Annotated in this window: 21 protein-coding genes; 8 read left to right on the top strand and 13 right to left on the bottom strand. The window is 50.0% G+C overall.

Annotated elements, in window-relative coordinates; genetic code table 11:
- Positions 1-72: 72 nt before the first annotated feature.
- On the bottom strand, positions 73-1,158 hold the full coding sequence (locus MJ611_RS01990; RefSeq protein WP_250427697.1) for a mechanosensitive ion channel family protein: 1,086 nt from the start codon (positions 1,156-1,158) through the stop codon (positions 73-75).
- A 220-nt stretch (positions 1,159-1,378) separates the two neighbouring features.
- On the opposite strand from MJ611_RS01990, the gene MJ611_RS01985 reads away from it, so the two are divergent.
- Complete coding sequence (locus MJ611_RS01985; protein WP_250427696.1) at positions 1,379-2,707, top strand: MFS transporter; 1,329 nt, start codon at positions 1,379-1,381, stop codon at positions 2,705-2,707.
- Between the two features lie 119 nt (positions 2,708-2,826).
- On the opposite strand, the gene MJ611_RS01980 is transcribed toward MJ611_RS01985, so the two are convergent.
- The 4 genes from MJ611_RS01980 to MJ611_RS01965 all read right to left on the bottom strand — a co-directional run bounded on the left by MJ611_RS01980 (position 2,827) and on the right by MJ611_RS01965 (position 9,058).
- Positions 2,827-5,310 (bottom strand): LysM peptidoglycan-binding domain-containing protein, encoded by a 2,484-nt coding sequence (locus MJ611_RS01980; RefSeq protein WP_250427695.1) that lies wholly within the window; start codon positions 5,308-5,310, stop codon positions 2,827-2,829.
- Positions 5,311-5,645: 335 nt separating this feature from the next.
- Positions 5,646-6,290, bottom strand: a complete 645-nt coding sequence (locus MJ611_RS01975) for an O-methyltransferase (protein WP_250427694.1) — start codon at positions 6,288-6,290, stop codon at positions 5,646-5,648.
- 85 nt (positions 6,291-6,375) lie between these two features.
- Complete coding sequence (locus tag MJ611_RS01970; RefSeq protein ID WP_250427693.1) at positions 6,376-7,608, bottom strand: M16 family metallopeptidase; 1,233 nt, start codon at positions 7,606-7,608, stop codon at positions 6,376-6,378.
- A gap of 694 nt (positions 7,609-8,302) precedes the next feature.
- Entirely contained in the window at positions 8,303-9,058 is a 756-nt protein-coding gene (locus tag MJ611_RS01965) for a hypothetical protein (protein ID WP_250427692.1), read from the bottom strand.
- A gap of 334 nt (positions 9,059-9,392) precedes the next feature.
- On the opposite strand from MJ611_RS01965, the gene MJ611_RS01960 reads away from it, so the two are divergent.
- The 3 genes from MJ611_RS01960 to MJ611_RS01950 all read left to right on the top strand — a co-directional run bounded on the left by MJ611_RS01960 (position 9,393) and on the right by MJ611_RS01950 (position 13,695).
- Entirely contained in the window at positions 9,393-10,400 is a 1,008-nt protein-coding gene (locus tag MJ611_RS01960; RefSeq protein WP_250427690.1) for a glycosyltransferase family 9 protein, read from the top strand.
- A gap of 134 nt (positions 10,401-10,534) precedes the next feature.
- Positions 10,535-11,824 (top strand): aminopeptidase P N-terminal domain-containing protein, encoded by a 1,290-nt coding sequence (locus tag MJ611_RS01955; RefSeq protein ID WP_250427689.1) that lies wholly within the window; start codon positions 10,535-10,537, stop codon positions 11,822-11,824.
- 407 nt (positions 11,825-12,231) lie between these two features.
- Positions 12,232-13,695: an OmpA family protein gene (locus tag MJ611_RS01950; protein ID WP_250427687.1), complete on the top strand. Its 1,464-nt coding sequence runs from the start codon at positions 12,232-12,234 to the stop codon at positions 13,693-13,695.
- A gap of 105 nt (positions 13,696-13,800) precedes the next feature.
- Here MJ611_RS01950 and MJ611_RS01945 read toward each other — a convergent pair whose 3' ends face one another.
- The 7 genes from MJ611_RS01945 to MJ611_RS01915 all read right to left on the bottom strand — a co-directional run bounded on the left by MJ611_RS01945 (position 13,801) and on the right by MJ611_RS01915 (position 19,786).
- Entirely contained in the window at positions 13,801-14,337 is a 537-nt protein-coding gene (locus tag MJ611_RS01945) for an RBBP9/YdeN family alpha/beta hydrolase (RefSeq protein ID WP_250427686.1), read from the bottom strand.
- A gap of 88 nt (positions 14,338-14,425) precedes the next feature.
- A complete protein-coding gene (locus tag MJ611_RS01940) occupies positions 14,426-15,448 on the bottom strand; it encodes an LLM class flavin-dependent oxidoreductase (RefSeq protein WP_250427685.1) in 1,023 nt (340 codons plus the stop codon).
- A gap of 177 nt (positions 15,449-15,625) precedes the next feature.
- On the bottom strand, positions 15,626-16,549 hold the full coding sequence (locus MJ611_RS01935; protein WP_250427684.1) for an aspartate carbamoyltransferase catalytic subunit: 924 nt from the start codon (positions 16,547-16,549) through the stop codon (positions 15,626-15,628).
- 9 nt (positions 16,550-16,558) lie between these two features.
- A complete protein-coding gene (gene pyrR / locus MJ611_RS01930) occupies positions 16,559-17,107 on the bottom strand; it encodes a bifunctional pyr operon transcriptional regulator/uracil phosphoribosyltransferase PyrR (RefSeq protein ID WP_250427683.1) in 549 nt (182 codons plus the stop codon).
- Positions 17,108-17,328: 221 nt separating this feature from the next.
- On the bottom strand, positions 17,329-18,807 hold the full coding sequence (locus MJ611_RS01925; RefSeq protein WP_250427682.1) for a hypothetical protein: 1,479 nt from the start codon (positions 18,805-18,807) through the stop codon (positions 17,329-17,331).
- 122 nt (positions 18,808-18,929) lie between these two features.
- Positions 18,930-19,334, bottom strand: a complete 405-nt coding sequence (locus MJ611_RS01920; protein WP_250427681.1) for an EVE domain-containing protein — start codon at positions 19,332-19,334, stop codon at positions 18,930-18,932.
- A 35-nt stretch (positions 19,335-19,369) separates the two neighbouring features.
- Positions 19,370-19,786 (bottom strand): hypothetical protein, encoded by a 417-nt coding sequence (locus MJ611_RS01915; RefSeq protein ID WP_250427680.1) that lies wholly within the window; start codon positions 19,784-19,786, stop codon positions 19,370-19,372.
- A gap of 156 nt (positions 19,787-19,942) precedes the next feature.
- Between MJ611_RS01915 and MJ611_RS01910 the strand changes: the two genes are divergently transcribed.
- From MJ611_RS01910 to MJ611_RS01900, 3 genes are read left to right on the top strand one after another with little or no spacing between them, the layout of a single operon-like run.
- Positions 19,943-21,646: a DNA polymerase/3'-5' exonuclease PolX gene (locus MJ611_RS01910; RefSeq protein ID WP_250427679.1), complete on the top strand. Its 1,704-nt coding sequence runs from the start codon at positions 19,943-19,945 to the stop codon at positions 21,644-21,646.
- A gap of 3 nt (positions 21,647-21,649) precedes the next feature.
- A complete protein-coding gene (locus MJ611_RS01905) occupies positions 21,650-22,633 on the top strand; it encodes a glycosyltransferase family 9 protein (RefSeq protein ID WP_250427678.1) in 984 nt (327 codons plus the stop codon).
- A gap of 2 nt (positions 22,634-22,635) precedes the next feature.
- On the top strand, positions 22,636-23,046 hold the full coding sequence (locus MJ611_RS01900) for a hypothetical protein (RefSeq protein ID WP_250427677.1): 411 nt from the start codon (positions 22,636-22,638) through the stop codon (positions 23,044-23,046).
- A 213-nt stretch (positions 23,047-23,259) separates the two neighbouring features.
- Here the strand turns inward: MJ611_RS01900 and serS are convergent, their stop codons facing one another.
- Entirely contained in the window at positions 23,260-24,534 is a 1,275-nt protein-coding gene (serS, locus tag MJ611_RS01895; RefSeq protein WP_250427676.1) for a serine--tRNA ligase, read from the bottom strand.
- Between the two features lie 283 nt (positions 24,535-24,817).
- Between serS and rho the strand changes: the two genes are divergently transcribed.
- Entirely contained in the window at positions 24,818-26,632 is a 1,815-nt protein-coding gene (gene rho, locus MJ611_RS01890) for a transcription termination factor Rho (RefSeq protein ID WP_250427675.1), read from the top strand.
- The last annotated feature ends 168 nt before the right edge of the window (positions 26,633-26,800 follow it).

The raw sequence follows: 26,800 nt of genomic DNA, 5'->3' as shown, positions 1-26,800 counted from the left end.
CATACTTACCAACAAAAAAGCAGCGGAAATAGTCTCCGCTGCTTCGTTATACTTTAAAGTTTAAGCCAAGATTTACCTATAGCGTTGCGCTTCTTTTTCCTCTTCTAGCTGCTCGTTTACCACAAAAAGCTTTCGGGTAGGGTAGGCAAACTCAATGCCCCGCTGCTGAAATTCCTGGAAGATGCGCAGGTTGATTGCCTGCTTGATATCCATATGCGTGTTGTAGTCTGATGTGAGCGCGTTGTAAACCACTACAAAATCAAGTGTAGAGTCGCCGTAGGAGGCAAAGTGGGCACGATCAAATGCCACCTGTTCCTGTTCAGTGATGATCTTTTTCAGTAAATCCGGAATCGCTTTTAAATTCTCCATAGAAGTCTCGTAGGCTACACCAAGGGTAAACTCCACCCTGCGGCGTTCCAGGCGTTTATAGTTGTGTATCCGTGAGCTGGTCAGGTCGCTGTTAGAGATGATGAGCTGCTCACCGGTTAGGCTTCGAAGGCGTGTCGTTTTTACCCCGATGTGCTCAATAGTACCGTTTTTGTCACCTACTGCAATCGAGTCGCCTACTTCAAATGGACGGTCCAAGAAAATGACAAAGTAGTTGAAAAGGTCGCCAAGTATATTCTGGGCAGCCAGCGCCACGGCTATACCTCCAATGCCCAGACCGGCAATAATGGCCGTCAGGTCGTAGCCCATGTTATCGAACAGAAAACCAAGTCCAAGGCCCCACACTACAATGTTGATGATCAGGCTTATGGCCCCCATCTCGTTGAGGTGGCTTTTATCGTTGTACTTCCTTTTAAAGTATGACCGGATCAGCAGCACCAGCGTGGAGGTAACAAACCGGATCACCATAAAGGTAATGGCCACAGTAGCGGCTATGGTAACGACTCTGGTGGCAGTGGGCGTCAGGGTCAGGTAGTTGATCCCGATGTAGATAACTATAAAATGCAGGACAGGAATACCGAATCGGGCAAAGCTGCTGACAACAAAATTATCAAATTTGGTGTGGGTGTTTTCGGTCCATTTTCGGAGCCGGGTCAGGACAGAGCGCCTGAACAGGGTAATCAGCAGCGAGCCCAGCAGGATAATTCCGATTGCGATCAGGTAATCCTGTACGGTATTGTGGAAGTAAACTCGTTTTAATAATTCATCCATGCATTATGATGTATACTGTAGAGAATAACTAATACAACCAAAGTGAAATTGAATTGTTTGGATGCATGTGTTTGATTGTGCTTCTGTTATACTGAAAAAGAAAAGAATAATTTTGGATTATGGTAAGGATTTGTATTTCGCAGGGATGGAATCTTATAACTTAAGGGGCTGCCTGATGCGTAAGCAGAAAGCTGTGTACAGACAGCAGCTATAACATACTATGGAAGCAGTTGAGAAGGAAAGTAAACTAGGAGGGATGTTCAGGGCCTTGCAGTATCGCAACTACAGGCTCTTTTTTGTGGGGCAGGGCATTTCGCTTATCGGCACCTGGATGCAGCAGATCGCGCTGAGCTGGCTGGTGTACCGCCTTACCGATTCTGTTTTCCTGCTGGGTGCTGTTACCTTCTCCAGCCAAATCCCCTCGTTTATACTTGGGCCTTTTGCTGGTGTAATTGCTGATAAGTTTGAGCGGCGCAAGGTGCTGGTGGTAACGCAGGCGCTTTCTATGTTACAGGCTTCTACGCTGGCCGCCCTGGTACTAACTAACTCGATACAGATCTGGCATGTGCTTACGTTAAGCGCTTTTTTAGGTGTGATCAACGCCTTCGACATCGCAACCCGACAGGCTTTTGTGGTGCAGATGGTAGAGCGGCGCGAAGACCTAAGCAATGGCATTGCACTTAATTCATCCCTATTCAACATGGCCCGTTTGGTGGGCCCCTCTATTGCAGGGGTGCTGATAGCGGCAGTAGGAGAGGGCATGTGTATACTTATAAATGCGGTTAGCTACATTGCCGTAATCGCCTCGTTGCTGCTGATGCGCCTGAAGCCGTTTGAGCGGGTAAAACGGGAGCATAAAGTATGGCGATCGCTACAGGAAGGCTTCGTTTACAGCTACAACTTTGCCCCGATCCGGGCGCTTATATTTATAGTTGGGTTGCTTAGTTTGTTTGGTATGCCGTTCAGTGTCCTCTTGCCTGTTTATGCCCGCGACATACTGCACGGTGGCGCTAACACACTTGGTTTTTTGATGGGAGCCTCCGGAGTAGGGGCGCTAACAGGTGCTTTGTTCCTGGCGCAGCGGAAATCTGTGGTGGGGTTAGGCAAGGTGATCATCTTTACCATGCTGCTGTTCGGTACGGCACTAATTGCTTTCTCCTTTTCCAAAACGCTTTACATTTCGCTGCTGCTGATGTTATTCACCGGTTTTGGTATGATCGTTTCGATGGCCTCGTGTAACACACTGCTCCAGACGATTGTGGATGAAGACAAGCGGGGCAGGGTAATGAGCCTGTATGCAACGGCTTTTATGGGCATGGCACCGGTAGGAAGTATGCTGGCCGGCTCGGTGGCTGAACTGATCGGAGTAAACTATACCCTGGCAGCCTGCGGACTTTTATGTACAATAAGTATCATTCCGTTCGCAGTTCAGCTAAACAAGCTCCGGCAAATGGTATGGCCAATTTACCAGCGCCTGGGCATTGTGCCCGAAATTGCTACGGGCCTGCAAACAGCTTCTAACCTGACGGCCCCGCCGGAGGAAAGGTGAGTTAGACGTTAGACGCTAAATATTAGACGTTAGACAAACGATCAAAACGGAAATCACTATAAACAGAAAGGCCAGCTCTTGTGCTGGCCTTTCTGTTGTATTGGTCTAATATCTAAAGTCTAGCGTCTTTTGATCAGCAGTTTCTCGCCGGGCTTCACACTGAAATCAGATTTGCTGTTCCACTCCATAATGTCTTTTATAGTTACGCCATACTTGCGGGAAATCTGGTACATGCTTTCGCCCTGGGCTACCGTGTGGTAAGCCTGGGAGCTGCCGGCGCCGCTTGCTTTTCCTTCTGATTTCACCGGAGCCTCGTTAGCCTTTGAGGGAGCAGCAGCCGGAGCTACGATGCGCAGTTGCTGCCCCAGGGATAAGGCATTGCCTGTAAGCCCGTTCCAGGTACGGATCTCGTCTACTGACAAGCCATACTTCTTCGATATCTGGAATAATGTTTCACCGGCTACTACTGTATGATAGCCACTGCTTGCTGCAGCTGGTGTTTCTTCCTCCTCAGGCGTAACCTCCGGTATCGTTTGCGGCTCTGCAATCAGTAGTTCCTGCCCTATTTTCAAAGGTGTGTCGCCCAGGTCGTTCCACTTGCTGATGTCGTGAACGGATACTGCATACACTCTGGAAATGCTGTACAAAGTTTCACCCTGCTTTACGGTATGTCGTGCCGGCTTTACTGCAGGCTGATCCTGGAGGGCAGGCGCTGGCTTGGCAGCAGCGGGTACAGGTTTTGTTGCAGGAGCAGCGGCTGGTTTTATTGGTTTTGCAGGCGCTTTCTCTTCTACAACAGCAGGCTCGTTTTCATAGCCCAGAAATTCCTCCGATTCTTCTACCTGGCCTTTGGTCGGGAATTTTGAAGGATAGGCAGTTTGTTCTTCAGTTGCTTTTTCCGGGTTAGCAGGTGCTTTTACTTCCTCCTGAAAAACAATCGTTGAATCTGTAGCTTTTACAGGAAATGGCTGTTCTTTACTTTTTTTGTTTGGCAGACCGGAAGTATCCTGTGTTGTTGCCGCCGTGTCAGGAAGTACCAACTCAACCTCCTCTACTTTTTCAGCCTGCTTCTGTTCTGTTACAACAGCAGGCTCTGGCTTATTGCTTACCGCAGGCTGGGCAGGTCTGGTCTCAGGCGATGTAAGTACAGGTTCTGTAGCAGGTGTTTCTTCTTCAGGTTGTGGCGCCGGCTGTGGTTTTTCCAGGTTCAGGTCTTTCTTCAGTTTTGCAAAAAAGCTTTTTACCCGCTCCACAGGGCTCTGCTCAGCACTGGTGGCTTTTTTAGGTGTGTTCGGAGCTGTTTTAGCAGTGCTGGTTTGTCTGCTTGCCGTGCTTGGCTGGGCTTGCTTTTGGTCGCGCACCTCTACTGGCGTAGTGCCCGGGCGGCGTTTTTGCAGCCAGAGCACACGGCCCGCAACAGGCACTTCGTTACGTGCCATTCGGTTTCTGAACAGCAGGTACTGCAGCTTAATACCGTAGTTCTGAGAGATCTGCTGCATGGTTTCGCCGGCTTGTACTACGTGGTATTCTGCATCGGCTGTGCTACGCTTCGGCTGCGTATAATAAGCCTTGCCTTCCTCCAGCTTGTCGAAGCTGCGCAGGTCGTTATACTTCAGGAACTGTCGCGTTGTGATGCCAGCCTGAAGTGCCAGTTTGTCTTTGGTATCGCCTTTTCGGGCAACCAGGGCATTCAATCCGTTACGCTTTACCACAGATGCGGCAGCAGCTGCTTTTGCAGCAGGTTGAGCCACTGCGGGAGCAGCGGTTTCAGTAGAGGCCAGCAAGCCAAGATCGTTGCCGTTGCGCACCGGTACCATTACAAAATAATCTTTATCAGAAGGGATAGAACCTCCTAGCAGCCATTTGTTATACCTCTCCAGCTCGGCAGGGTCGGTTTGGGTTGCCAGTGCAATATCAGCAAGGCTTTGCCCAGGGGTGGCACGCATTTCACGGAGCGATAAAGCGGGTGTAGCCGTTTTGCCTACAAAGTTCTCATACGCTACTTTATGTGCCAGGAACGTGAGCACGTAAGGGTGCGTTCTGTCGGTGATCTCCATTCTCTTGGCACCTTTGTCGGATGGCTTGGCGTAAGCTTTGGCGCCGGTATAGCCCTCCAGGTACGAAAGCAGCGTGATCAGCCAGTTGTCGTAGTAGTTGTTGCTGCGCTTAAAGTATTTGGCAGCTCCACGGCTGGCTTCAACAATATGGCGTCGCTCGTCTATCACATTGTCCATCCGCAGGTTAAAGTCGGATGCAGCCTCTTTCTTGAATTGCCAGTAACCCACTGCGTTGGAGGTAGAAACTGCATCTCCTCTCAGGCCGCTCTCCTGTAGCGCCAGGTACTTAAAATCGTCCGGAACTCCTTCTTCTTTAAACGTGCGTTCAATCAGCGGAAAGTAGGCATTAGCCAGATCTACCTTCATATGAAAGTAGGTAGGGTTGCGGTGCAGGGCGTCTACTTTTTTCTGTATTTCCTGCTGCCCCCTGTCCGTAATGGTCAGGTGGATATCTGCAAAGTATACATTTCTGGGTACTGTAACAGACTGGGCAAAGGCCAGCAAGGGCAGAACAAGAAGCAGGAGAAGGGGTAGAGATTTTCTCATAAACGTAATCGGTGTACTTTGGCTAAACTATTGGATCTGGTTCTACTGTCTGTTGAAACAGGAATTGGTAAACAGTTAAAATATAGCGTGTTCAGAATATAGAAAACACATTGCAAAAATAACGGAAATTCCCCCGCATTCTAAAGTTTACAACGCAGATCTTTTCGGGAAATTTTCCGAGTAAAAAATAACAATAGATGTATGCTATATAGAGCGGCGCTCGTAATAATGCTAAAACCAACGAGGCAAAATTGGTTTTGCTCCGCAGTGTGTGGTGCAGCAGGGGGATAAAAACAAAAGCGGCTAATAAAATTATCCTTAGCCGCCTTGATGCTTTATAGTTTGCGTGCCACCATCAGGCCATCGCGGACGGAAAGGAGGATGTTCTCAACCCGGTCATCATCCTGCACCTTTTTGTTGAAGGCGAGCAGGGCAGCCGTGTCTTCGTCGAGCTTTTTGCGGTACTTCTCCAGCACTTTGCCGCTCCACAACACGTTATCGGCGATGATGTAGCCGCCGCTTGCCACGCGGTCGAACACCATATCATAGTAGGTGGCGTAGTTGATCTTGTCGGCATCGATAAACACCAGATCAAATGTGGCATCGATGGTGGGGATGATGTCAAGGGCGTTGCCGATGTAGAGTTTTATACTTTCCTGCAGGCCGGCTTCAGTTATGTAATTGCGCACCATATCCTCCAATTCCTCGTTTTTATCGATGGTGTGGAGGGTGCCGCCGGGTTGCAGGCCTTCCGCCAGGCAAAGAGCCGAGTAGCCGGTATACGTGCCGATCTCCAGTATCTGCTTAGGTTGGATCATGTGTGAGAACATCGACAGCAAACGCCCCTGCAGGTGCCCGGAGAGCATGCGTGGCTTCATCACGTTCAGGTGCGTCTGGCGGTTCAGGCGCTGCAGCAGCGCCGATTCCGGTGAAGTATGCTCCTCAGCATACCGTTGCAGGTCCTCGTCTAAGAATTCCATAGTTCAGATTTGGAGATTTGGAAATGTGGAGAAGTGAAAATGCCCCACCATTCATAATTCATAATTTCTAACTCATAATTCCGGCTTAGGCCGGAACATAATTCAGGAAGCTGAGTTGCTCTTCGCGCAGCACGTCGTTGGCGATATCTACCAGTTCGCCGGCAGTTATACTTTTGATCTTGTCAAAGATCTCGTTCAGCGATTCTACTTTATCGAGGTCCAGTATACTTTTGCCCATCATCATCATCAGCCCGATGTTGCTTTCTTCGGCCATGGCCAGCTGGCCCATCAGTTGCTCTTTGGCCGTGTGCAGTTGCAGCGAGCCAAGCGGCTTTTCGCGCAGCTTTTTCAGCTCCTTCAGTACCAGCGAGGTAGTGCGCTTCAGCTGCTTTTTCTCGGTGCCAAAGTATATGGTGAGCAGGCCGGTGTCGATGTAGGTGGCGTAGTTGGCGTCAATGGTGTATACCAAACCATATTTTTCGCGCACGGCCAGGTTCAAGCGGGAGTTCATACCGGGGCCGCCCAGCAGGTTTACCAGCATAAAGAACGGAATGCGGCGCTCATCGGCCAGGGCATAAGCCGGTGCGCCCAACACGCAGTGTGCCTGCGAAATAGGTTTCTCTATGGTGATGATCTGTGGCTTGTAGTTGCTAACCGGCACGCGGTCGAGCTTTTTGCTGATTGTCGGGATGCCCGCCAGAAACTTTTCCGCCAGCTTTACCACCTTATCAAAAGAAAGGTTGCTGACAGAGCAGAACACGAGTGCATCAGTGCTCAGGTTCCGGTCTATAAAGTTCAGGAAATTCTGTTTCTGAAAACCGGAAACACTTTCTTTGGTGCCCAGGATGTTGTTGCCCAGCGGATGGTTGGGGTATATCACGGCGTCAAACTCATCAACAATGGCTTCTTCCGGCGTGTCCAGGTACATGGCCATCTCCTCCAGGATAACGCCGCGCTCTTTCTCGATCTCTTTCTCCGGGAAAATGGAGCGGAAGGTAATATCTGTCAGCAGCTCAAACGAGCGTTCGAAATGTTTGTCCAGCACGGAGCTATAGAAACAGATCTTCTCCTTGGTGGTGTAGGCATTCAGTTCGCCACCCACCGACTCCAGGCTGTTAATAATGTGGAAAGATTTGCGCTTGGCAGTACCCTTGAAAGCCATGTGCTCCCAGAAGTGCGCCAGCCCCAGCTCGTCAGACAGCTCGTCACGGCTCCCGATGTCCATGATGAAGCCGCTGTGCGCGATCTTGGTATGTGTTACTTGTTTGTGAACGATGCGGATGCCGTTCGGTAATGTATGGATATGATAATCAAGCATTCAGTCTCAAATTAGCCTGCAAAGGTACGGAAAAAGTACCAGAATTGATCTAGCAGTACAAGGGTTGTTTGTCTTGCCCTGATCAGGTTTATGCTCTTTAACAGGAAGCCACAGGCATTTGTTTGCCGCTTTTAGAAGGAAGTATAAATAGGAAGTATGGCAACAGCCAGTTTCTATTTAAAGGGGTTGAGGAGTGAGTGTTATCTCCTGCTAATTCAGATCTCTCCCACGTCGAGATGACAGCAAAATAGTTAAGTATAAGCTCTCCCTTAATTAAGGAGGGGGCAGGGATGGTGACCATATCAATTGTGAAAGTATAACTTCACCTATACCAAAGGCCAAATCCCCTCTTGGGAGGGGTTGGGGTGGGTTTATACATTGCCCGAACAACAGATCATCATTGCTATTTCCTGCCCCTTCAGGCCAGTTGTGTCAGAGAATCAACACCATCCTAAGTCACGAATCTGGAGATTCGCGCCAGAAATTTTAGAACGTATTGCCCTAGCTATTGTGAAGGGTAGGTTTATACTTTGCCCATACCGGATCTCTCCTATCGTCGAGATGACATAAGAAGTAGTAATTGTGAAACTCCCACTCCTGTTTTTAGGAGAGGGCCGGGGTGAGGTAAAGTAAGTACAAGCCTGGGCAGCGAACAAACTCAGAACTCAGAACTCGTGACTCAGAACTCAATAAACTACCTGGCCAGCCGGCGGCCGCCTACGTTGATTACAAATCCAAGGGAGAATACCGAGTAACCGGCTGTGAGGGTCTTGTTGTTTTTGAGGCCGAAGTTAGAGCCACTGGTGTACTGCAGTTGCACCGATGGGCTAAGGGCCAGGCGGGTATAAAAGATAGGCTCCAGAAAAATATTGGCTTCTGTTGGCTGTTCCACACCGTTCAAAGTATACTCGTTCATGTTGATGTAGCTGGCACGTAGGGCAGTACCGTAGTTCAGCGGAAACTCGTTGCCGAGCAAACGCAGCGATTTCTTTTTCTTGGAGGTAAAATTAACCTGCACAAAATACTTGTTGAATTCCGCTTCACGTCGATCGTAGGTCAGCACACCTTTCTCATTCTCCTCCTTTTCAACGCGTTCGCTGCTGCCGGTGCCAATACCACCATATATCTCCAATATCCGGTTCTGGCTGGGCCCGAAGGTGGTAAAATAGCCACCTGCAGCCTCTATAAGGTTATGCTTGAAATCACGCTTTTTACGTTCGCTGTTGAGCATAGAGCCGTTCACCATCACCCCCACATGGTCTGAAACAGCATAAGCCGTGTTAAACGTGATGTTGCCTTTTGGTGTGATATGGCCAGCGGCGCTCAGTTCTCCTTTCTGGGTGAACATCGGCACGTTGGGCACGTTGGGCATGTAGGTAGAAACACAACCTGTCATCATCAGCGAAAAGAGCAAGGCTATACTTTTAAGCAAGGGTAAAGATGTTTTCATATTCATAATGGTGGCAGCTGATGGTATGCTATTTTAAAATTTACTTTTTGTACTTCAAATTTATGGGCTAACAACGCAGTGGAGGCATACAGATTTTGCAAATCCCGTTTGCCCGGTACGTTTATACTTCCGGCAGCGATAAACAGAATGTGCAAATCGCTATAAAAGTATATTCAGAACCGCTAATCTAATTGCCTAAAGTATAAGAAGAAAAAAATATCTATACTTTTCCGTAAACAAACCCGGACACGCTTCCTGTAAGTGGGCTCTCGATGTGCTTGTGCCTTTATAATTCGGTGCAATAACGTAACTTTGCCGGGCGCAGCTACAAGGCATGAAAAAAATACTGATTATACAGACGGCTTTCCTGGGAGATGTGGTGCTGGCAACAGGCCTTGTGGAGAAACTGCATGCTTTTTACCCGGACGCACAGCTGGACTTTTTGCTGCGCAAAGGAAACGAATCGCTGCTGAAAGGGCACCCGCTGCTGCGCCAGGTGCTGATCTGGAACAAGCAGGAAGGCAAGTATAAAAGTCTGCTTAACTTGCTGAACCAGATACGTCAGGAGAAGTATGACTTGGTGGTAAACCTGCAGCGCTTTGGCGCCACGGGTGTACTTACTGCTCTGTCAGGCGCCTGCCAAACGGTAGGGTTCGATAAAAATCCATTCTCCCGCTTTTTCACCCGCCGTTACCCCCACGATGTGGAGTCGGGCACACACGAGGTGGAGCGCAACCACCTGCTGATCGAATCGCTTACCGATAAGCAGCCGGCAAAGCCTCGGCTGTACCCGTCAGAGCAGGATTTTGCTAAAGTACAGCCCCTGCAAGGAGAGCCTTTTATCTGCATGGCGCCCACTTCGGTGTGGTTTACCAAGCAGTACCCGCTGGAGCAGTGGGTGACGCTTATTAATAGTATAGACTCAAAGTATAAAGTATACCTGCTGGGCTCGCCTGCCGATAAGGAGCACTGCGACCGGATCATAGCACAAAGTGTAAATACACGTGTGGAGAACCTGTGCGGGCAGCTGAACCTGTTGCAGTCGGCGGCGCTGATGCAGGATGCCGTTCTTAATTATGTAAACGACTCCGGCCCGATGCACCTGGCCTCTGCGCTGAACGCACCTACCTGCGCTATTTACTGCTCTACCGTCCCTAAGTTTGGTTTTGGCCCGCTGGCAGATTTTGCACAGGTAGTGGAAAAAGAGGAGCCGCTTTACTGCCGCCCTTGCGGTTTGCATGGGTACAAAGCCTGTCCGGAAGGGCATTTCAAATGTGCACGCGACATCCGCAATGAGCAGTTGCTGCACGTGCTTGATGTGGCAGGGCAACAGGCGGTATAGAAGTATACTTTATCGGATACCTGCTTCATGCTTTAGGTCTGTTCAAGTCTATACTTCAGAATTATTCTTATCTTAGTAAGCCTGTACTTTTTAAGTATGGTGCTTCGCATTTCAACCCATACAAGAATAAAACCATGAGATATCTGCCCATCAGCCAGGAGCTCTTCATTCACAACCGCCACAACTTCCGGAAACAGCTCAAGCCTTCTTCCATTGCCATCTTTCACTCCAACGACATCATGCCGACCAATGCCGATGGCACGATGGCCTTTCGCCAGAACAACGACTTGTTCTACTTGACAGGCATCGACCAGGAAGAGAGTATTGTCATACTTTTCCCGGATGCACGTGACCAGCGCATGCAGGAGATTTTGTTCCTGCGCGAAACCAACGAGCAGATCCTGACCTGGGAAGGCTACAAACTAACAAAGCAGCAGGCACAGGAAGTGAGCGGAATTAAGACCATCTTCTGGCTGCACGAGTTTAAGCAGGTGCTGAACTCGCTGATGATGGAGGCCGAGCATGTGTACTTGAACAGCAACGAGCACCTGCGGGCCGTGGTGGAAGTAGAAACCCGTGATGCCCGCTTTATCAAGTGGTGCAAGGAAACGTATCCGCTGCACAAGTATGAGCGCAGCGCACCCATCATGCACTACCTGCGGGCAATCAAGTCCGATATCGAAATTGCGCTGATCAAAAAGGCCTGTCACATTACCGAGCTCGGCTTCCGCAGGTTGCTTGGCTTTATCAAACCGGGTGTGATGGAGTATGAGATCGAGGCGGAGCTGTACCACGAGTTTTTACGCAACCGCTCCCGTGGGCCTGCCTATAGCTCGATCATTGCATCGGGGGCCAATGCCTGTATCCTGCACTATGTAGACAACAACCAGGAGTGTAAGGACGGCGACCTGGTACTGATGGACTTTGGCGCGGAATACGCCAACTACGCCTCTGACCTTACCCGCACCGTGCCCGTAAACGGCAAATTTACCGACAGGCAACGCGATGTGTACGAATCGGTGCTGCGTGTGATGAAAGCTGCCACCCAGATGCTGGTGCCCGGCAATACCCTGGACCAGTACCATGCCTTTGTGGGCACCGTGATGGAAAACGAGCTTATCCGGCTGGGGCTTCTGAACGAAGGTGATGTGCGTAACCAGGATCCGGCAAAACCGCTTTATAAAAAATATTTTATGCACGGCACCTCGCATTTTCTGGGGCTGGATGTGCACGACGTGGGCAGCAAGTACCGTCCCTTTGAAGAGGGGATGGTGTTTACCTGTGAGCCCGGAATTTACATCCGCGAAGAGGGAATAGGCATCAGGCTGGAGAACGATATTTTGGTAACAAGAAGCGGGCCGCAGGACCTGATGAAAGATATTCCGCTGGAGGCCGCTGACATCGAAAGCCTGATGAAACGCTAACCCGTATTTTGCACTAATGCTCAGGATTAAGGAGGCTGTTGGTAAAACCGACAGCCTTTTTTGTACTGCTTCCTAAATTTATAAGTGCCTCCAGTAAAAAAAAATGGATGTTTAAAACCTTGCCAAATGCATACAGTTTTTAATAAACAAGCAGCCGGTTTTGCAGAAAAACATAACATTTTATGTTATTAAGCTGTAACAAGATAGGATGTAATAAGAATGTATGTATGATGAAAAGTTATCAGGTTTTTGCGTATGATTAGATTTTACACCTCTCCTTTTTTTGCCCTCCCCAGCACTAAGTCAAATTTGTTGTGCCCACACTTTTGGATACATTTGTGGGCGTGCAAAAAACTTAGCTGAAATATGTACGTATTGACATATCAAAATATACTATCAATAGAACTATGCGAAAAACACTAACAAAACTAAGTACAGCAGCACTCGCGACTGTATTTATGATGTCTGCAAGTACAGATCTACTTGCGCAAAGTGCTGATCAAAAGACAAACCTCCAGATATACGGAAGTGCCTTGCAGTATAAAGGTGAAATGGAAGACCAGCTCTGGGAAAGCAACCGACTGGAGTGGGGCGGCGGAATTGGGTTGAACCGCTACCTGAGCCCTTCTTTTGATATAGGCTTGCATGGAACATATGGTAGCACTGAAGCCAGAGTTGATGACCAGAACAACTTCGACTCCAGGCTGGGTACTGTAATGTTAAACGTGCGTCTGAAGATGTATGGCAATATCCTGAAAGAGGATGCCTTTATCGGGCCATACCTGTTTGCTGCCGGTGGTGCCATGTTTGCAAAGTCAGATGGTGCTGCAGATGGTAACTCGTTCCGGAACAGCTTTGCTACTGGTGTAGGTATGGGCGGCGCAGGTTTACGTTTCCGCTTCTCAGATGCCATCAGCGCCTTCATTCAGACTGGTTATATTTTCCAGGGCCAGGATAAGATCGATGCCCGTTTCGATGACGACGACAACGATAAATTCCTGATGCACAACATTGGTCTTGGCTTTAACTTAGGAAAGGCAAAAGACACGGACGCTGACGGTGTGCCGGACAGAAGAGACAAATGCCCTGACACTCCATCAGGCGTGCAGGTGGACAAAGAAGGTTGCCCTGTTGATACAGACGGCGACGGTGTTGCTGATTACCAGGACGAATGCCCTGGCGAAGCGGGTGTTGCTAACCTGGGTGGATGCCCTGACCGCGATAGCGACGGTATAGCCGACAAAGACGATCAGTGCCCTGATCAGGCTGGTACTGCTGCCACACAAGGTTGCCCTGACGCTGACGGCGACGGTGTAGCTGACGCAAACGATAAGTGCCCTGACACTCCGGCTGGCCAGAAAGTAGGTCCGGATGGTTGCGCCACTGACTCTGACGGCGACGGTGTAGGTGACGACGTGGATATCTGCCCTAACTCTGCAGGCCCTGCTGACAAAGGTGGTTGCCCTGAACTGGACGCACAGACGCTGAAACTGATGGAAGAAAAAGTTCGCTTCGAGTTTGACCAGGCACGTGTGCAGCAAGGTTACCAGCAACTGCTTGACAGCATCGTGGTTGCCCTGGAGAAATATCCTGACCACGTTCTGCTGATCAAAGGCCACGCTGACCACATCGGTTCTGAAGAGTACAACCAGGCACTGTCTGAGCGCAGAGCGCAGGCTGTAAAAGATTACCTGGTAGAGCGCGGTGTTCAGAACCCTGACCGTCTGGTAACGAAAGGTTATGGCGAGACACAGCCACTTGTAAAAGTGAACACTCGTCTGTCTAAATCCAGAACAGCATCAGCAAGAGCCCGAAACAGAAGGGTTGGCTTCGAGATGAATACTCCAGACATGAAGCTGGATATGGACTAATAATTGAATTGGAAAGAATAGCGAAAAAGGCGCCGCAGGTTTCTGCGGCGCCTTTTTGTTTAAAGGAGAAGAGTATACCTATACCCGGTTTATACTTCAGACTTGTTAAGGCAGCAGCTTAGCTAACAGTTCCTGCCCTTCCGGCCAGTCGCCCAGGTTGGAGTAGGAATTGATGTGGCCTTTGGCGCCTACGTTTACAAATTCACTGCCCCACAGCTCAGCCAGGTACTCCGCCCGTTCGATGGTCAGGTAGTCGTCGTCGGTGCTGGCTACCAATATACTTCGGAATGGCAGTTTGCTTTTAGGGAAAGGCGCAAAGTCCAGCACCTCTTTCAGTTCAACATTTAGTTCCACTTCTGGCGGGGCTACCAGTAAGGCGCCTTTGATGTTGGCTTTATACTTCTGTGCCCAGTGGGCTACCGTCAGGCAGCCGAGGCTGTGTGCTACCAGTATAATCTCTTTGCCGCTTGCCTGCTCAATCACTTCCTGTAGCTTTTCCACCCAGTCCCTGCATACGGGGTTGTCCCAGTCGGATTGCTGCACGCGTATACTTCCCGGCTGCTGCGCCTGCCATAAGGTTTGCCAGTGTTCCGGGCCCGAGTTACCTAAGCCGGGTATGTGTATGATCTGCGTTTGAGGCATAGTCTATACTTTGTTGATGCTGTTTAAAGCCGCAAGGTAGCAACGTTTAAAGTATGGTTGTGCTTTGATATAAGAAGGAAAGCAGGAGTTATACCTGGGAGAGTGAAAAAGCCTCTGCAAGCAAGCGGTAGGATTCAAGTCTGTCTTCAAAATCATAGGTGATGGTAACAAGTATGAGCTCGGCCACATCGTATTCGGTTGCCAGCTTCTCCAGCTTTTCTTTTACCTGGTCCGGGGTGCCGCTGATCATGCGGTGGCGGTTGGCCTTGATGCGCTCTTGCTCTGCCTCTGTGTATTGCTGGTTTTTCACATCTGCGTAAGGTGGCGTGCCTGCGCTTATATTTTTCCCGATGCGCAGCATCACCAGGTCCATGGTTTCCTGCAGTTCCTGTGCCTTTTCCTCTGTTTCGGCACACATGACAAACACCGCTACGTTTGCCTCCGGCTGTTTCAGAAATTCGGAAGCCTCAAAGTGTTCTCTGTAAGCTTTCACCATCTGCGCACCGCCAACAGGGTTTATGAAGTGCGCAAACGAAAAACCAAAGCCAAAATGTGCAGCAAACAGCCCGCTTTGCCCGCTGGAGCTCAGCAGCCAGACAGGAGGCACCGAAGTGGTAGTAGGCGTGGCGCGTACTTTTTCGGTAATGTCGCCAGCCTCGAAGGTGTCGTGCAGGTAATGGCCGATGTCTTTCAACTGTTGCATAAAGGCTTCGTCGCTGAAGTTGTTGTAAGGGTTCAGGACAGCGGCCGTAACACGGTCGGTGCCAGGCGCACGGCCTATGCCCAGGTCTATCCTCCCCGGAAAAAGATTCTCCAGCAGCTTAAAATTCTCGGCTACTTTCAGGGCGCTGTAGTGGGGCAACATCACACCGCCGGAACCAATGCGTATGCGGCTGGTCTGGCTGGCCAGGTAGGGGATGAGCACCTCCGGTGTAGAGCCTGCCAGCCCGCGCGTGTTGTGGTGTTCCGATACCCAGAAGCGGGTGTAGCCCAGTTTATCTGCCTCTTTGGCCAGCGCCAAGGTTTCCTGCAAGGCCTGCGCGGCATTGCCTCCTTTGCGTACCGGCGACTGGTCCAGTATACTTAGTCTGATCTTGTTTTGCGAATTCATACTTGTAGTTTATGCTGATCGGCTCAATAGGTTACAAATTGATTTGTAGACAATCAGCCTCAAGCAAGTATAACCAACCATCTGTGTATCTGTTCAGCAGGTATAAAAAAGCCCTGCCTCTTTAGAGAAGCAGGGCAGAAGTATAAGTCTTTTAAGTATAGATCTACAAGTATAACCTTACCCTTTCGAAGCCAGCAAGTATAAAACTGCCATGCGTATCGCCACACCGTTCTCTACCTGGTTCAGGATGATGGAGTGGTGCGAGTCGGCGGCATCGGAGCTTAGTTCTACGCCCCGGTTTATCGGACCAGGGTGCATGATTGTGATCTCTTTATTCAGGCTGTCGAGCAGCTTTTTGTCGATGCCATAGTATAAGGTATACTCACGCAGCGATGGGAAATATTTCATTTGCTGGCGCTCCAGCTGTATGCGCAGCACGTTGGCTACATCGCACCATGCCAGGGCCTTACGTACATCCAGTTCCACTTTCACGCCTAAGTCTTTGATGTACTTGGGCAGCAGCGTGATCGGGCCGCAAACCATCACCTCTGCACCTAGCTTCTGCAGCGCAAAGATGTTAGAAAGCGCAACCCGCGAGTGCAGGATATCGCCTATGATGACCACCTTTTTACCGGCTACTTCGCCATACTTCTCCCGGATGGAAAAAGAATCAAGCAGAGCCTGGGTTGGGTGTTCGTGGGTGCCGTCGCCGGCGTTTACGATGTTGGCATCAATGTGGCGGCTCAGGAAATGCGGTGCTCCCGGGCTGGAGTGGCGCATCACGATCATGTCCACCTTCATGGCCAGGATGTTGTTTACCGTATCGAGCAGGGTTTCGCCTTTTTTAACGGAGCTGCCGCTGCTGCTGAAGTTGATAGTGTCTGCCGAAAGCCTTTTCTCGGCCAGCTCAAACGAAAGGCGCGTTCGGGTCGAGTTCTCGAAAAAAACGTTGGCAATGGTAATATCCCTAAGCGAGGGCACTTTCTTGATGGGGCGGTTCAGGACATCTTTAAAATTATCGGCGGTCTCAAAAATGAGCTGAATATCTTGTGGAGTGATGTCTTTGATGCCTAACAGGTGCCGGACGCTGAGCTCTTGCATGAGTAAGATTTATTCTTCGTTTTTGGTGATAAGCCAGATATTGTCTTCTGCTGTACTGTCATCCTGCCACTCTACCAGCACCCGCTGGTTTTGCAGCGAGTCTACCCGGCGGCCGACGTACGTTGCCTCAATGGGCAGGTGGCGGCTGTAGAGGCGGTCAATCAGTACCAGCAACTCCACATTGGCCGGGCGCCCGTACGCGATCATGGCATCCATGGCAGCCCTTACCGACCGGCCCGTGTACAGCACATCATCCACCAGGATTACTTTTTTGCCTTCGATCAGAAAATCAATGTGGGTGGCATTGGCTGTAAGCGGTGTTTCCCTTCTCCGGAAGTCGTCGCGGTGGAAGGTGGTGTCGAGGTAGCCGGTTGGGACGGTTTTGCCAAGTATGGCTGCCAGGGTGCGCTGAATGCGCTGTGCTACCTGCTTGCCACGTGGCTGCAGGCCAATAATTACTGAATCAGAAAAGTCGCCATGGTTCTCGATGAGCTGGTGGCAAAGGCGCATCACCATGATATCGAGCAGCTGGTGGTTTACGATAAGTCTTTTCTGCATAGCCGGAAGTATAGTTGCAAATATAGAGAGTTCGGGTAAAATGTTAAACTGTTAATTGCGATTGTTAATTGCTGATTGATGGAAGGTTCAGGCAGTGCCTTTATATCACCTGGTGTTGTAGGCATTGTTTAATGCACTCTTTTCCTGCAGACTTAGCTCATCAGCCTAAAACAGCAATACAACCAATCAACAATAAACAATAAACAATCAACAACCAACAATCAAAAAGTGATCTTGTTGATGTAGAACACAGAGCGGGTGCCGTTGCCCGATGATTTGACCCGTTGAAATCCATAGGCGGCAAAACTTGATCCGTACCAGGGAATAAGGCGTGGCTCTTCGGTACTCGTTATTTTTTCCTTCTCTTCGTAAGTCTTCAGGTCCACGAATGTTTTTTCGTCGCTATAGCTGTCCTGCTGCATCACAGAGTAGATGATCTGGTCTTCTTCCGGGTAGGCCATAATCATGCGCCCGTCAAGGGTGTAGGCTACTTCTATGGCATGGGTGAGTTCGGGGGTGGAGAGGTCGCGGAGCCTGAAGCTGTTATCCCAGAGCAGAACGCCGTTCCGGTCGAAGCCTGCGGCAATGGCATGGGTACGTTTGTAAGCTGCCAGCCAGCGGGAGCCACCGCGCACCGAGGCATCCATGTAACCGCCGGAGTTGCGGTATTGCGGGTAGTATACTTCGGCAGCCAGTACGTAGCCGGTAGGAGTGGAAATAAGGTCGTGGAGGAGAAAGCGGTAACGGAAAGTTGGCTCTTTGCCGGCTTTCAGGCGCTGCGCTTCACGCTGGCGGAAACGCTTCTCCCGCTTCGGCTTCATGAACTTAAAGGAGTTTTTTAACTGCAGCAGGTTGTAAAAAGTAGCTTCTTCGCCCCGCGAGGCAACCGGCGTAACAAAGAACCCCTTAGAATACCGCAGGTCGCGGGTGCCGTAGGTGCCCACAAGCATTTTGGTGGCGCTGTCGCCGGGGGTGGCCTCCGCGTTCAGAAGGCTTTTATCTTCCTGCTGAAGTATAAAAAAGTTGTTGATCAGCTCGCCGTCTGCATCAAAGCTTTTTACCTGCAGCCGCGAAATGCGTCCGTTCGATTCGGTAAGTACCGCATCTACTCGCTGGTGCTCTGCATCTGCAAGCAGGTCTGAAAACGACGACTCCTCCGCGTAAATGGTCGGCAACAGTTTTATCTCATCTTTTTCCGGGTTGATGTGCAGCAACACCGGCTTTTCGTCCTGCCTGTTCCTCCCGATCACAAAGTAGCGGCCTTGCAGCACATTGTATTCGTAGATCAGGTCGATCGTTTCTATCTTGTGCGCGGTGGCCTGAATTGCTCCCGTAGCCAGGTCGATCTTCAGAAATTTATAGTTCCTGGTGTCGTCACTGCTGAAAGCGATGTAAGTATAAGGTTGCTCAGTGAAGAAACGCTCGAAATAGCTGTCGGGCTCCAGTTCTACTTCCTTGCTCCAGACCCGCTCCAGCTGCGCATTATACTTCTCAAAAAGAAAGGTAGCCTGTGTTCCCCAAACGTTACTGGTTTTGCTGTACACAAGCAGGCTGCTGTCTGGCAGAGCCATTAGTTCTACCTCTGTTTCCTCCAGTTTATAAGGCAGTTCCAGGCGCACAGGTTGTTTGGGCTCCTGTCCCCAGAGGCAGGTGGGTAGCAGAGCAAATAGGCATAGCAACAGGCAGTGTACTTTAGCCATAGGTAAGCGTTACATGCTGTTTGGTACCGGAAAAATCTTATGTGGCAGAACTATAGCATTGTACTCTGTTTTACCACATATCGTTGTAAGGTGCTGCCAGCAATTTACCTGCCCTTGCCTTCCTAGTTGCCCAGGGCCAGCAGCACGTCGAACTCCTCGGGCTTTAGCGGCATCACCGACAGGCGCGACTGGCGCAGGAGGGCAATGTTTTCCAGGCGCTTGTCCTGCTTGATCTGTTCCAGTGTTACCGGATCCTTGAAATCACGGAAGGGTATCAGGTCCACGGCAACCCATTTGGCGTCGTCGGCAGTAGGGTCGGGGTAAGCGGCTTTGTCTACTTTGGCGATGCCTACCACGGCTTTTTCGGATACGCTGTGGTAAAAAAGCACCAGGTCGCCGGGCTGCATCTGCTGCAGGTTGTTGCGGGCCTGGAAATTGCGAACACCGTCCCAGCAGGCACGGCCATCTCTCACCAGATCAGCCCAGGAAAAAGTTTCAGGTTCTGATTTTACTAACCAGTAATGCATGTAGTATGTAAGTAAAAGGTATTTGTTAAGTATAATTATTTCTGCTCCTGCTGTGGCAGGTCAGGCTGCTTGCGCACTTTCAGTACTTCATCTTCCAGCGACACAATCTCCAGGCTAAAGTGCTGTTCCGGGCGACCGTTTCCGGGCAAATGCACGATCACGTTGTTCTTTTTACCTAATTTCCAGGTGCCCTCGTGCGCTTCGAGGCCATCGGTAGGGGCAATGTCATACTGCTTGGCCACGCCGCCTTTTTCCAGTAAAAAGCCTGTTCTTCCTCTCGATGGAGCAAAGTCGTAGGTGTTGGGCCGGTACACGATAATGTCGGCCTGGTCTTCTTCAAACGAGTGCAGCCAGGTTTTGCCCAGCAGCTCGGCCTCCAGTTTGTCTTTTTTCTTGCACGTATTCGCCAGCAGCAGCAGGCACAGGATAAAGAGCAGCGATACTTGTTTCATAGCAGTTGTGGTTTTTGCCCGCCCACAGAGGCTTTAGCGAAGCTAAGGTACGCATTTCATCTTTTATATAGAAGCTACCGAATATAAAAGCCCGGCCATTGGTGTGAAGTTGATACGCGTGGTTTTTCTATCTTTGTACCTATACGATGTATCGCTTTGGAAAATAAAAAGATCATAAAGCTCTTCAAGCTGACGGCCGAGTTGCTGGAGCTGCACGATGCCAATCCGTTTAAGGTGCGCGGCTATGCCAATGCCGTAGCGGCACTGGAGCTGGTGGAGGAACCCCTGGTTGTTAAAACGCAGGCCGAACTGGAGAGTATAGCCGGTGTGGGCAAAGGCATCGCCGCTAAAATTGTAGAGATAAATACAACCGGCTCTTTCGAGGAGCTGGACCAGATGCTGGCAGCTACGCCTCCGGGGGTAGTGGAAATGCTGGGTATAAAAGGCATCGGTCCCAAAAAAGTACGCCTGATCTGGAAAGAGCTGGGTACCGAAACGCTGGAGGAGTTACTGGACGCATGCGAGCAGGACAAGCTAAGCAAGATTAAAGGCTTCGGCGCCAAAACGCAGGAAAACATAAAGCAGGCGCTGCTCTTTACCCAGCAGAACCGTGGCAAGTTGCTGTATGCCGAGGCTGAGTCGGCCGCTGAGGAGCTGCTGCAACGTATAAAAGAAGTTCTGCTGGAAACCAGGGTAGAAGTAGCAGGCGATATACGGCGTAGGCTTGAGATTGTAGAATCGCTGTTGTTTGTGGTGGCGACAGCAACGCCGGCCTTTGCCCAGGAAAAGCTGAATAGCCTGGAGGTGGTAGAGCAGGATACCCGGAAGTCGGGGCCGTTTGCATGGCGCGGGCAGCACCGCGTAAGTGGCCTGGGGCTGGAAGTATACTTTGCTTCTCCGGAGAATTTTGGCAGCGAGCTGCTGAAGCGTTCTGCGGCACCGGCGCACCTGTCGCAGGTGTTTGCAGCGGGCAAGTGTCTGCTTGGCGTTGCAGGCGAAGGAAATCATGCGTCAGAAGAAGATGTGTACGCATCGGCAGGTATGGCTTACGTAGCGCCTGAACTGCGTGAAGGCACCAACGAGCTGCAACTGGCGATGGACAACAAACTGCCCAAGCTGCTCGAGTTCACTGACCTGAAAGGCATACTGCATAATCACAGTACCTACTCCGACGGCGCCCATACCCTGGAGCAGATGGCTACCTTCTGCCGCGATATGGGCTATCAGTACCTGGGCATATCCGATCACTCTAAAACTGCAGCCTATGCAGGCGGATTGCGCGAAGGTGACGTGATGCGCCAGCACCGTGAAATTGACGAGCTGAACCAGAAACTGGCTCCGTTCAAGATTTTCAAAGGCATCGAATCGGACATTTTGGGCGATGGCTCCTTGGACTACGAAGACGATGTGCTGGCATCTTTTGACTTTATTGTTGCCTCCATCCACAGTAACCTGAACATGGACGAGCAGAAAGCCACTGCCCGTTTGATCACCGCTATCGAGAACCCTTATACTACCATACTTGGCCACCCGACCGGCCGCCTGCTATTGCGCCGTGAGGGTTACCCGATCAACCATAAGATGGTAATTGATGCCTGCGCGGCCAACAACGTCATCATCGAGATCAACGCCAACCCCTGGCGATTGGACCTGGACTGGCGTCATGTGCAGTATGCCTTGGAAAAGGGTGTGATGATCAGCATCAACCCGGACGCTCACCACACCAGCGGCTACGACGACATGAAGTATGGCGTGCTGGTAGGTCGCAAAGGAGGCCTTACAAAAGAGATGACCTTCAATGCCCGATCAGCTGAAGAAGTTGCACAGTATTTCAGGAAGCGGAAGGAGAAGATAAAGTAACGAATGCCTAAAATCCTCATCCTACGTTTTTCTTCTATCGGCGACATCGTGCTGACGACGCCCGTTATCCGCTGCATCAAACAGCAGGTGCCGGGGGCGGAGGTGCATTATTGTACCAAGCAGGGCTTCAGAAGTATACTTGAAAACAACCCTTACATAGACAAGCTGCACCTTTTAGGTGATAGCCTGAGTGACCTGGTGCAGCAGCTGAAAGCCGAGAACTTTGATTACGTAGTAGACCTGCACAACAACCTGCGTACCCGCATCATCAAAACACGGTTGGGCAAGCCGAGCAAGAGCTTTAACAAGCTCAACTACGAAAAGTGGCTGATGGTCAACTTCAAGATCAACCGGCTGCCCAACATGCACATTGTGCAGCGCTACCTCGACGCTGCCGCGCCGCTGGGTGTAAATGATGATGGTCTTGGCCTGGATTATTTTATACCTGCCCAGGATGAGGTGGACCTGCAGACATTGCCTGGACCATTCCAGCAGGGCTATGTTGCCTTTGCCATTGGCGCACAGCACTACACCAAGCGCCTGCCTACGGCACGCATTATAGAATTGTGTGAGAAATTGCAGCAGTCAATTATACTTTTAGGCGGAAAGGAAGACGCTGCAACCGGAGATGAAATCGCCGCCCACTTCCAAGAACAAAACACAAAACACGAAACGCGCACTACCATTCTCAACGCCTGTGGCAAGTATAACCTCAACGGGTCGGCATCGCTGGTACGGCAGGCCACGCAGGTAGTAAGCCACGACACCGGCCTGATGCACATTGCAGCAGCTTTCCAAAAAGACATCATCAGCGTGTGGGGAAATACCATTCCGGAGTTCGGCATGTACCCCTTCCGGACAAAGTATAAAGTGCTGGAGGTAAACGGCCTCAGCTGCCGTCCCTGCTCCAAGATCGGCTACAGCAAGTGCCCGAAAGGACATTTCAAGTGCATGTGGGATATTAAATTTGATAATCTAGAAGTATAAATATGCCAAAGTATAACCTAACATGGCAGGAGGCAGATGCCGTTTTGCTCGATTCACTGCTGCTGGCAACCGGTGGTGAAAGCGGTGCAAGTCTGCAGGATATGCTGCTGATGGCAGACGCCATAGACGGCACCGTGTTCACACTGGAAGAACTCGAAGAGGGACTGGAGAAGCTTGTTTCTGTTGGCTTTGTAACAATCCAGAAAAATAAACTGTCGCTTACGCCTGAATTCCTGGAGAAGTATGAACAGATCACTTTACAGGAAGGCGTTACTGAAGACCAAAAGCCACTTATAACACTACTGGAACAGCAACCCTTAAGCGGAGATAAAATAGAAGAAATAAGAGTAACTGTACTCAAGAAGTATAAGCTGAAAAATTACTACCAGCAGTACCTGGAGCAGTTTGGGTAGATAATTTGGAGATTTGGAAATGTGAAGATGAGGGAGTGTGCCTGTTTTTTAACTGACTGATAAGCTAGCGTATTGTCTGTTAATTAAACTAAACAAGTAAAATAAAAGAGCCGCTGATTTACCAGCGGCTCTTTTATTTAATCAGGAGAAATCATTTTCACATCTTCAAATTTTCAAGTCTTTTCATCTCCTCATTTTCAAATCTCCAAATCATTAAGAGATCTTATCAAATCCTAAGTATGGGTGCAGCACTTTCGGCATCAGGATACCATCCGGTGTCTGGTTATTCTCAAGTATAGCGGCTACAATACGCGGCAAAGCAAGAGCGCTGCCATTCAACGTATGGAGCAGCTGTGTTTTACCGGATTCTGTTTTGTAGCGCAGCTTCAGGCGGTTGGCCTGGTAGGTTTCGAAATTGCTGCAAGAGCTTACTTCCAGCCAACGGCCTTGTGCTGTAGAGTATACTTCCATGTCGTACGTCAGGGCAGAGGTAAAGCTCATGTCGCCGCCGCAAAGGCGCAATACACGGTAAGGCAGCTCCAGTTTCTGTAACAATCCTTGTATGTAGCTGCTCATTTCTTCCAAAATCTCATACGATTTCTCCGGAAGCGAAATCTGTACAATTTCTACCTTATCAAACTGGTGCAAACGGTTCAATCCGCGAACATCGGCACCCCACGAGCCCGCCTCTCTTCTGAAGCAGGGTGTGTAACCCGCGTTTTTGATCGGAAGTTTGTCAACCGGTACAATTTCGTCGCGGTAAATATTTGTGATCGGTACTTCGGCTGTTGGGATCAGGTACAGGTTGTCGGCAGTAGCATGATACATCTGTCCTTCCTTATCAGGCAGCTGGCCAGTTCCGTAGCCCGATGCTTCGTTTATAAGTATAGGCGGCTGTACTTCCATGTAGCCGGCATTCATGGCCTCATCCAGGAAGAAGTTGATGAGTGCGCGCTGCAAACGGGCTCCCTGCTTTTTATACACCGGGAAACCGGCACCTGTTATTTTGTTGCCCAGGTCGAAGTCGATGATGTCGTACTGCTTGATGAGCTCCCAGTGTGGCAGCGCATTTTCGTGCAATTTTGGAATTTCACCGTGTTGCAGAACTACTTCGTTGTCTTCTGCTGTTCTTCCTTCAGGAACACTCTCGTGCGGTAGGTTAGGCAATTTGTATAAAGCATTCTGCAATTCTACCTCCAGTGAAGATAACTGCTCTGCCAGGGTTTTGGCTTTCTGCTTCAGGTCAGTTGTTTCTGATTTAAAGGCTTCGGCTTTGTCGCGCTCCCCGTTTTTCATCAGGATGCCTATTTCTTTTGAGATGCTGTTGGCTCTGGCCTGAAGCTCGTCGTGCTCGCTTTGTACCTGGCGGCGCTGTTGATCAAGCTCCAGCAGGGCAGCCACTTCGGCTGCTGCATTTTTGTAGTTTTTCTTGTTTAAACCTGCCACTACCAGGTCAGTCTGCTCTCTTAAAACGGTTAGCTGTAGCATAGTTTGGAGTTATATAGAGGTACAAAAATATACTTTTTTGCCTAGTTAGCGGCATTTACGAAATCTTTTAACAAAAATCTGAAACATTTTCAACAAAAACCTGCGTAATATTTGTTAATTAAATGGCATTGCAATAACATTGCAGTACAATTTATAGCAGGCCCTTTCCTGAGCCTCACTAACCCTAGCACAACCTGTTTCTGTTTTCCTAATTAAAAAAATCTCTCGCTGCGTCCGCACACTGCGCACCTGGCAAGTATAGTTAACTACCACACAATTATTTATGTATAATATTGAAGAATTGAAAGATAGGCTTCTTTCAGAACTCAAGGAAATTGCTGAAGATCTGGGTGTTAAGAATTTCAAAAAACTTAGCAAACAAGAAATTGTCTATAAGATCCTTGATCAGCAAGCCATCACCCCTCCCGAAAAACTCCCGAAAAAAATAAAGTCTGCTGCCCGCCCTGAAGCCGAAACCGAAGTGGACACTTTGGAAAGTACAAACCCAATAGCTGAGACCCCTGCCATACAAGAAGAGCCTGTAGCACCACCTGTAGCTCAGGAAAGAAGGGCACCGCGTGAGCGTGAGCGTACCGAAGTCCGTACTCAGACTTTTGTACAGGCACCAGCCCCAGCCAAAGACCACGGTCCACAGCAGCAAAGAGAGCGCGTGCAGCAGCCACGCCGCGACAACGAACAGCGTTTTGAGCGTACAGAAAACAGAGAGCAGCGGTTTGCAGAGCGTCCGGAACGTACCGAGGCACGTGAGCAGCGTCCGGCTGAACAGCGCCCAGAACGTACCGAAAACCGTTTCGAGAACCGTGAGCAGCAGCAGCAGCAGCAATCGCGTCCGGAGCGTACGGAAGTACGCGAGCAGCGCGAGTTTAATAACAACCGCAACAACGATAACCGAAATAACGACAACCAGCGTCGTGGCGGCCAGCAACAACAGCAGCAGGTAAGCAACAGCAACTTCAAGGAGTTCGACGGAATAATCCTAAACGAAGGCGTGTTGGAACTGATGCAGGATGGCTATGGCTTCCTTCGCTCTACGCACTATAACTACCTGGCTTCTCCGGATGATATTTACGTATCGCCGTCGCAGATAAAGCTGTTTGGTCTGAAAACCGGTGATACGGTAAAAGGCCAGATCCGCCCGCCGAAAGAAGGAGAGAAGTATTTTGCCCTGCTGAAAGTGGAAACGGTAAACGGACGTACCACCGAAGAAATTCGCGACCGTATCCCGTTCCAGCACCTGACACCGCTCTTCCCGGAGGAGCGCCTGAAACTGACCACTCGCCCAAGCATGCTGTCAACCCGCATCCTGGACCTGTTTGCCCCTATCGGTAAAGGCCAGCGTGGTATGATCGTGGCGCAGCCGAAAACAGGTAAAACCGTGTTGCTGAAAGAGATCGCCAACGCCATCTCTGAAAACCACCCGGAAGTATACCTGATGATCCTGCTGATCGACGAACGTCCGGAAGAGGTAACCGATATGGCCCGCAGCGTTAAAGCAGAAGTTATCGCTTCTACCTTCGACGAGACTGCCGAGCGCCACGTGAAAGTATCGAGCATTGTGCTGGACAAAGCAAAGCGTATGGTGGAGTGTGGCCACGATGTGGTAATCCTGCTGGACTCTATCACGCGTCTGGCCCGTGCCTACAACACTGTGGTTCCTTCGTCTGGTAAGATCTTATCAGGTGGTGTGGATGCGAACGCGCTGCACAAGCCGAAGCGCTTCTTCGGTGCCGCCCGTAACGTAGAGAACGGTGGTTCCCTGACCATCATCGCTACTGCCCTGATCGAAACAGGCTCTAAAATGGACGAGGTGATCTTCGAAGAATTTAAAGGTACCGGTAACATGGAGCTTCAGCTGGATCGTAAGCTTTCGAACCGTCGTATCTACCCTGCTATCGATGTGCCTGCATCCGGTACGCGTCGCGAAGACCTGCTGATGGACAGAGACGAACTGAACCGTGTGTGGATCCTGCGCAAGTTTATGTCGGATATGACCTCTGTAGAAGCAATGGAGTTCCTGAAAGAAAGAATGACAGGAACCAAGAGCAACGAGGAGTTCCTGATCTCGATGAACGGTTAAGGTATAGATCGATAAAGTATAAAAACCGCCTGCTTTTCTTTGGATAAGCAGGCGGTTTTTGTTTTATTTTATAGTCTTTCTATCGGGCACTTTTACTTGCTGTCATTTCGAGCACAGCGAGAAATCTGTTGTAGAAACTTATACTTTGTGCCGGCAAGCCTTCGCTTC

The organism is Pontibacter ruber (genome assembly GCF_023630205.1).
Taxonomy (GTDB): Bacteria; Bacteroidota; Bacteroidia; order Cytophagales; family Hymenobacteraceae; genus Pontibacter; species Pontibacter ruber.
The sequence above is the reverse complement of the archived record's forward strand: the minus strand, read 5'-3'. Positions and strand labels throughout refer to the sequence as shown.

Excerpts from the sequence above, each read along its gene's own strand:
- MJ611_RS01925 (WP_250427682.1), bottom strand. The coding sequence starts at position 18,807 with ATGGCTAAAGTACACTGCCTGTTGCTATGCCTATTTGCTCTGCTACCC.
- MJ611_RS01965 (WP_250427692.1), bottom strand. The coding sequence starts at position 9,058 with ATGAAAACATCTTTACCCTTGCTTAAAAGTATAGCCTTGCTCTTTTCG.
- rho (WP_250427675.1), top strand. The coding sequence starts at position 24,818 with ATGTATAATATTGAAGAATTGAAAGATAGGCTTCTTTCAGAACTCAAG.
- MJ611_RS01960 (WP_250427690.1), top strand. The coding sequence starts at position 9,393 with ATGAAAAAAATACTGATTATACAGACGGCTTTCCTGGGAGATGTGGTG.
- MJ611_RS01915 (WP_250427680.1), bottom strand. The coding sequence starts at position 19,786 with ATGAAACAAGTATCGCTGCTCTTTATCCTGTGCCTGCTGCTGCTGGCG.
- MJ611_RS01945 (WP_250427686.1), bottom strand. The coding sequence starts at position 14,337 with ATGCCTCAAACGCAGATCATACACATACCCGGCTTAGGTAACTCGGGC.
- MJ611_RS01955 (WP_250427689.1), top strand. The coding sequence starts at position 10,535 with ATGAGATATCTGCCCATCAGCCAGGAGCTCTTCATTCACAACCGCCAC.
- MJ611_RS01975 (WP_250427694.1), bottom strand. The coding sequence starts at position 6,290 with ATGGAATTCTTAGACGAGGACCTGCAACGGTATGCTGAGGAGCATACT.
- MJ611_RS01950 (WP_250427687.1), top strand. The coding sequence starts at position 12,232 with ATGCGAAAAACACTAACAAAACTAAGTACAGCAGCACTCGCGACTGTA.
- MJ611_RS01990 (WP_250427697.1), bottom strand. The coding sequence starts at position 1,158 with ATGGATGAATTATTAAAACGAGTTTACTTCCACAATACCGTACAGGAT.
- MJ611_RS01905 (WP_250427678.1), top strand. The coding sequence starts at position 21,650 with ATGCCTAAAATCCTCATCCTACGTTTTTCTTCTATCGGCGACATCGTG.
- MJ611_RS01940 (WP_250427685.1), bottom strand. The coding sequence starts at position 15,448 with ATGAATTCGCAAAACAAGATCAGACTAAGTATACTGGACCAGTCGCCG.
- pyrR (WP_250427683.1), bottom strand. The coding sequence starts at position 17,107 with ATGCAGAAAAGACTTATCGTAAACCACCAGCTGCTCGATATCATGGTG.
- MJ611_RS01935 (WP_250427684.1), bottom strand. The coding sequence starts at position 16,549 with ATGCAAGAGCTCAGCGTCCGGCACCTGTTAGGCATCAAAGACATCACT.
- MJ611_RS01985 (WP_250427696.1), top strand. The coding sequence starts at position 1,379 with ATGGAAGCAGTTGAGAAGGAAAGTAAACTAGGAGGGATGTTCAGGGCC.
- MJ611_RS01900 (WP_250427677.1), top strand. The coding sequence starts at position 22,636 with ATGCCAAAGTATAACCTAACATGGCAGGAGGCAGATGCCGTTTTGCTC.
- MJ611_RS01970 (WP_250427693.1), bottom strand. The coding sequence starts at position 7,608 with ATGCTTGATTATCATATCCATACATTACCGAACGGCATCCGCATCGTT.
- MJ611_RS01920 (WP_250427681.1), bottom strand. The coding sequence starts at position 19,334 with ATGCATTACTGGTTAGTAAAATCAGAACCTGAAACTTTTTCCTGGGCT.
- serS (WP_250427676.1), bottom strand. The coding sequence starts at position 24,534 with ATGCTACAGCTAACCGTTTTAAGAGAGCAGACTGACCTGGTAGTGGCA.
- MJ611_RS01980 (WP_250427695.1), bottom strand. The coding sequence starts at position 5,310 with ATGAGAAAATCTCTACCCCTTCTCCTGCTTCTTGTTCTGCCCTTGCTG.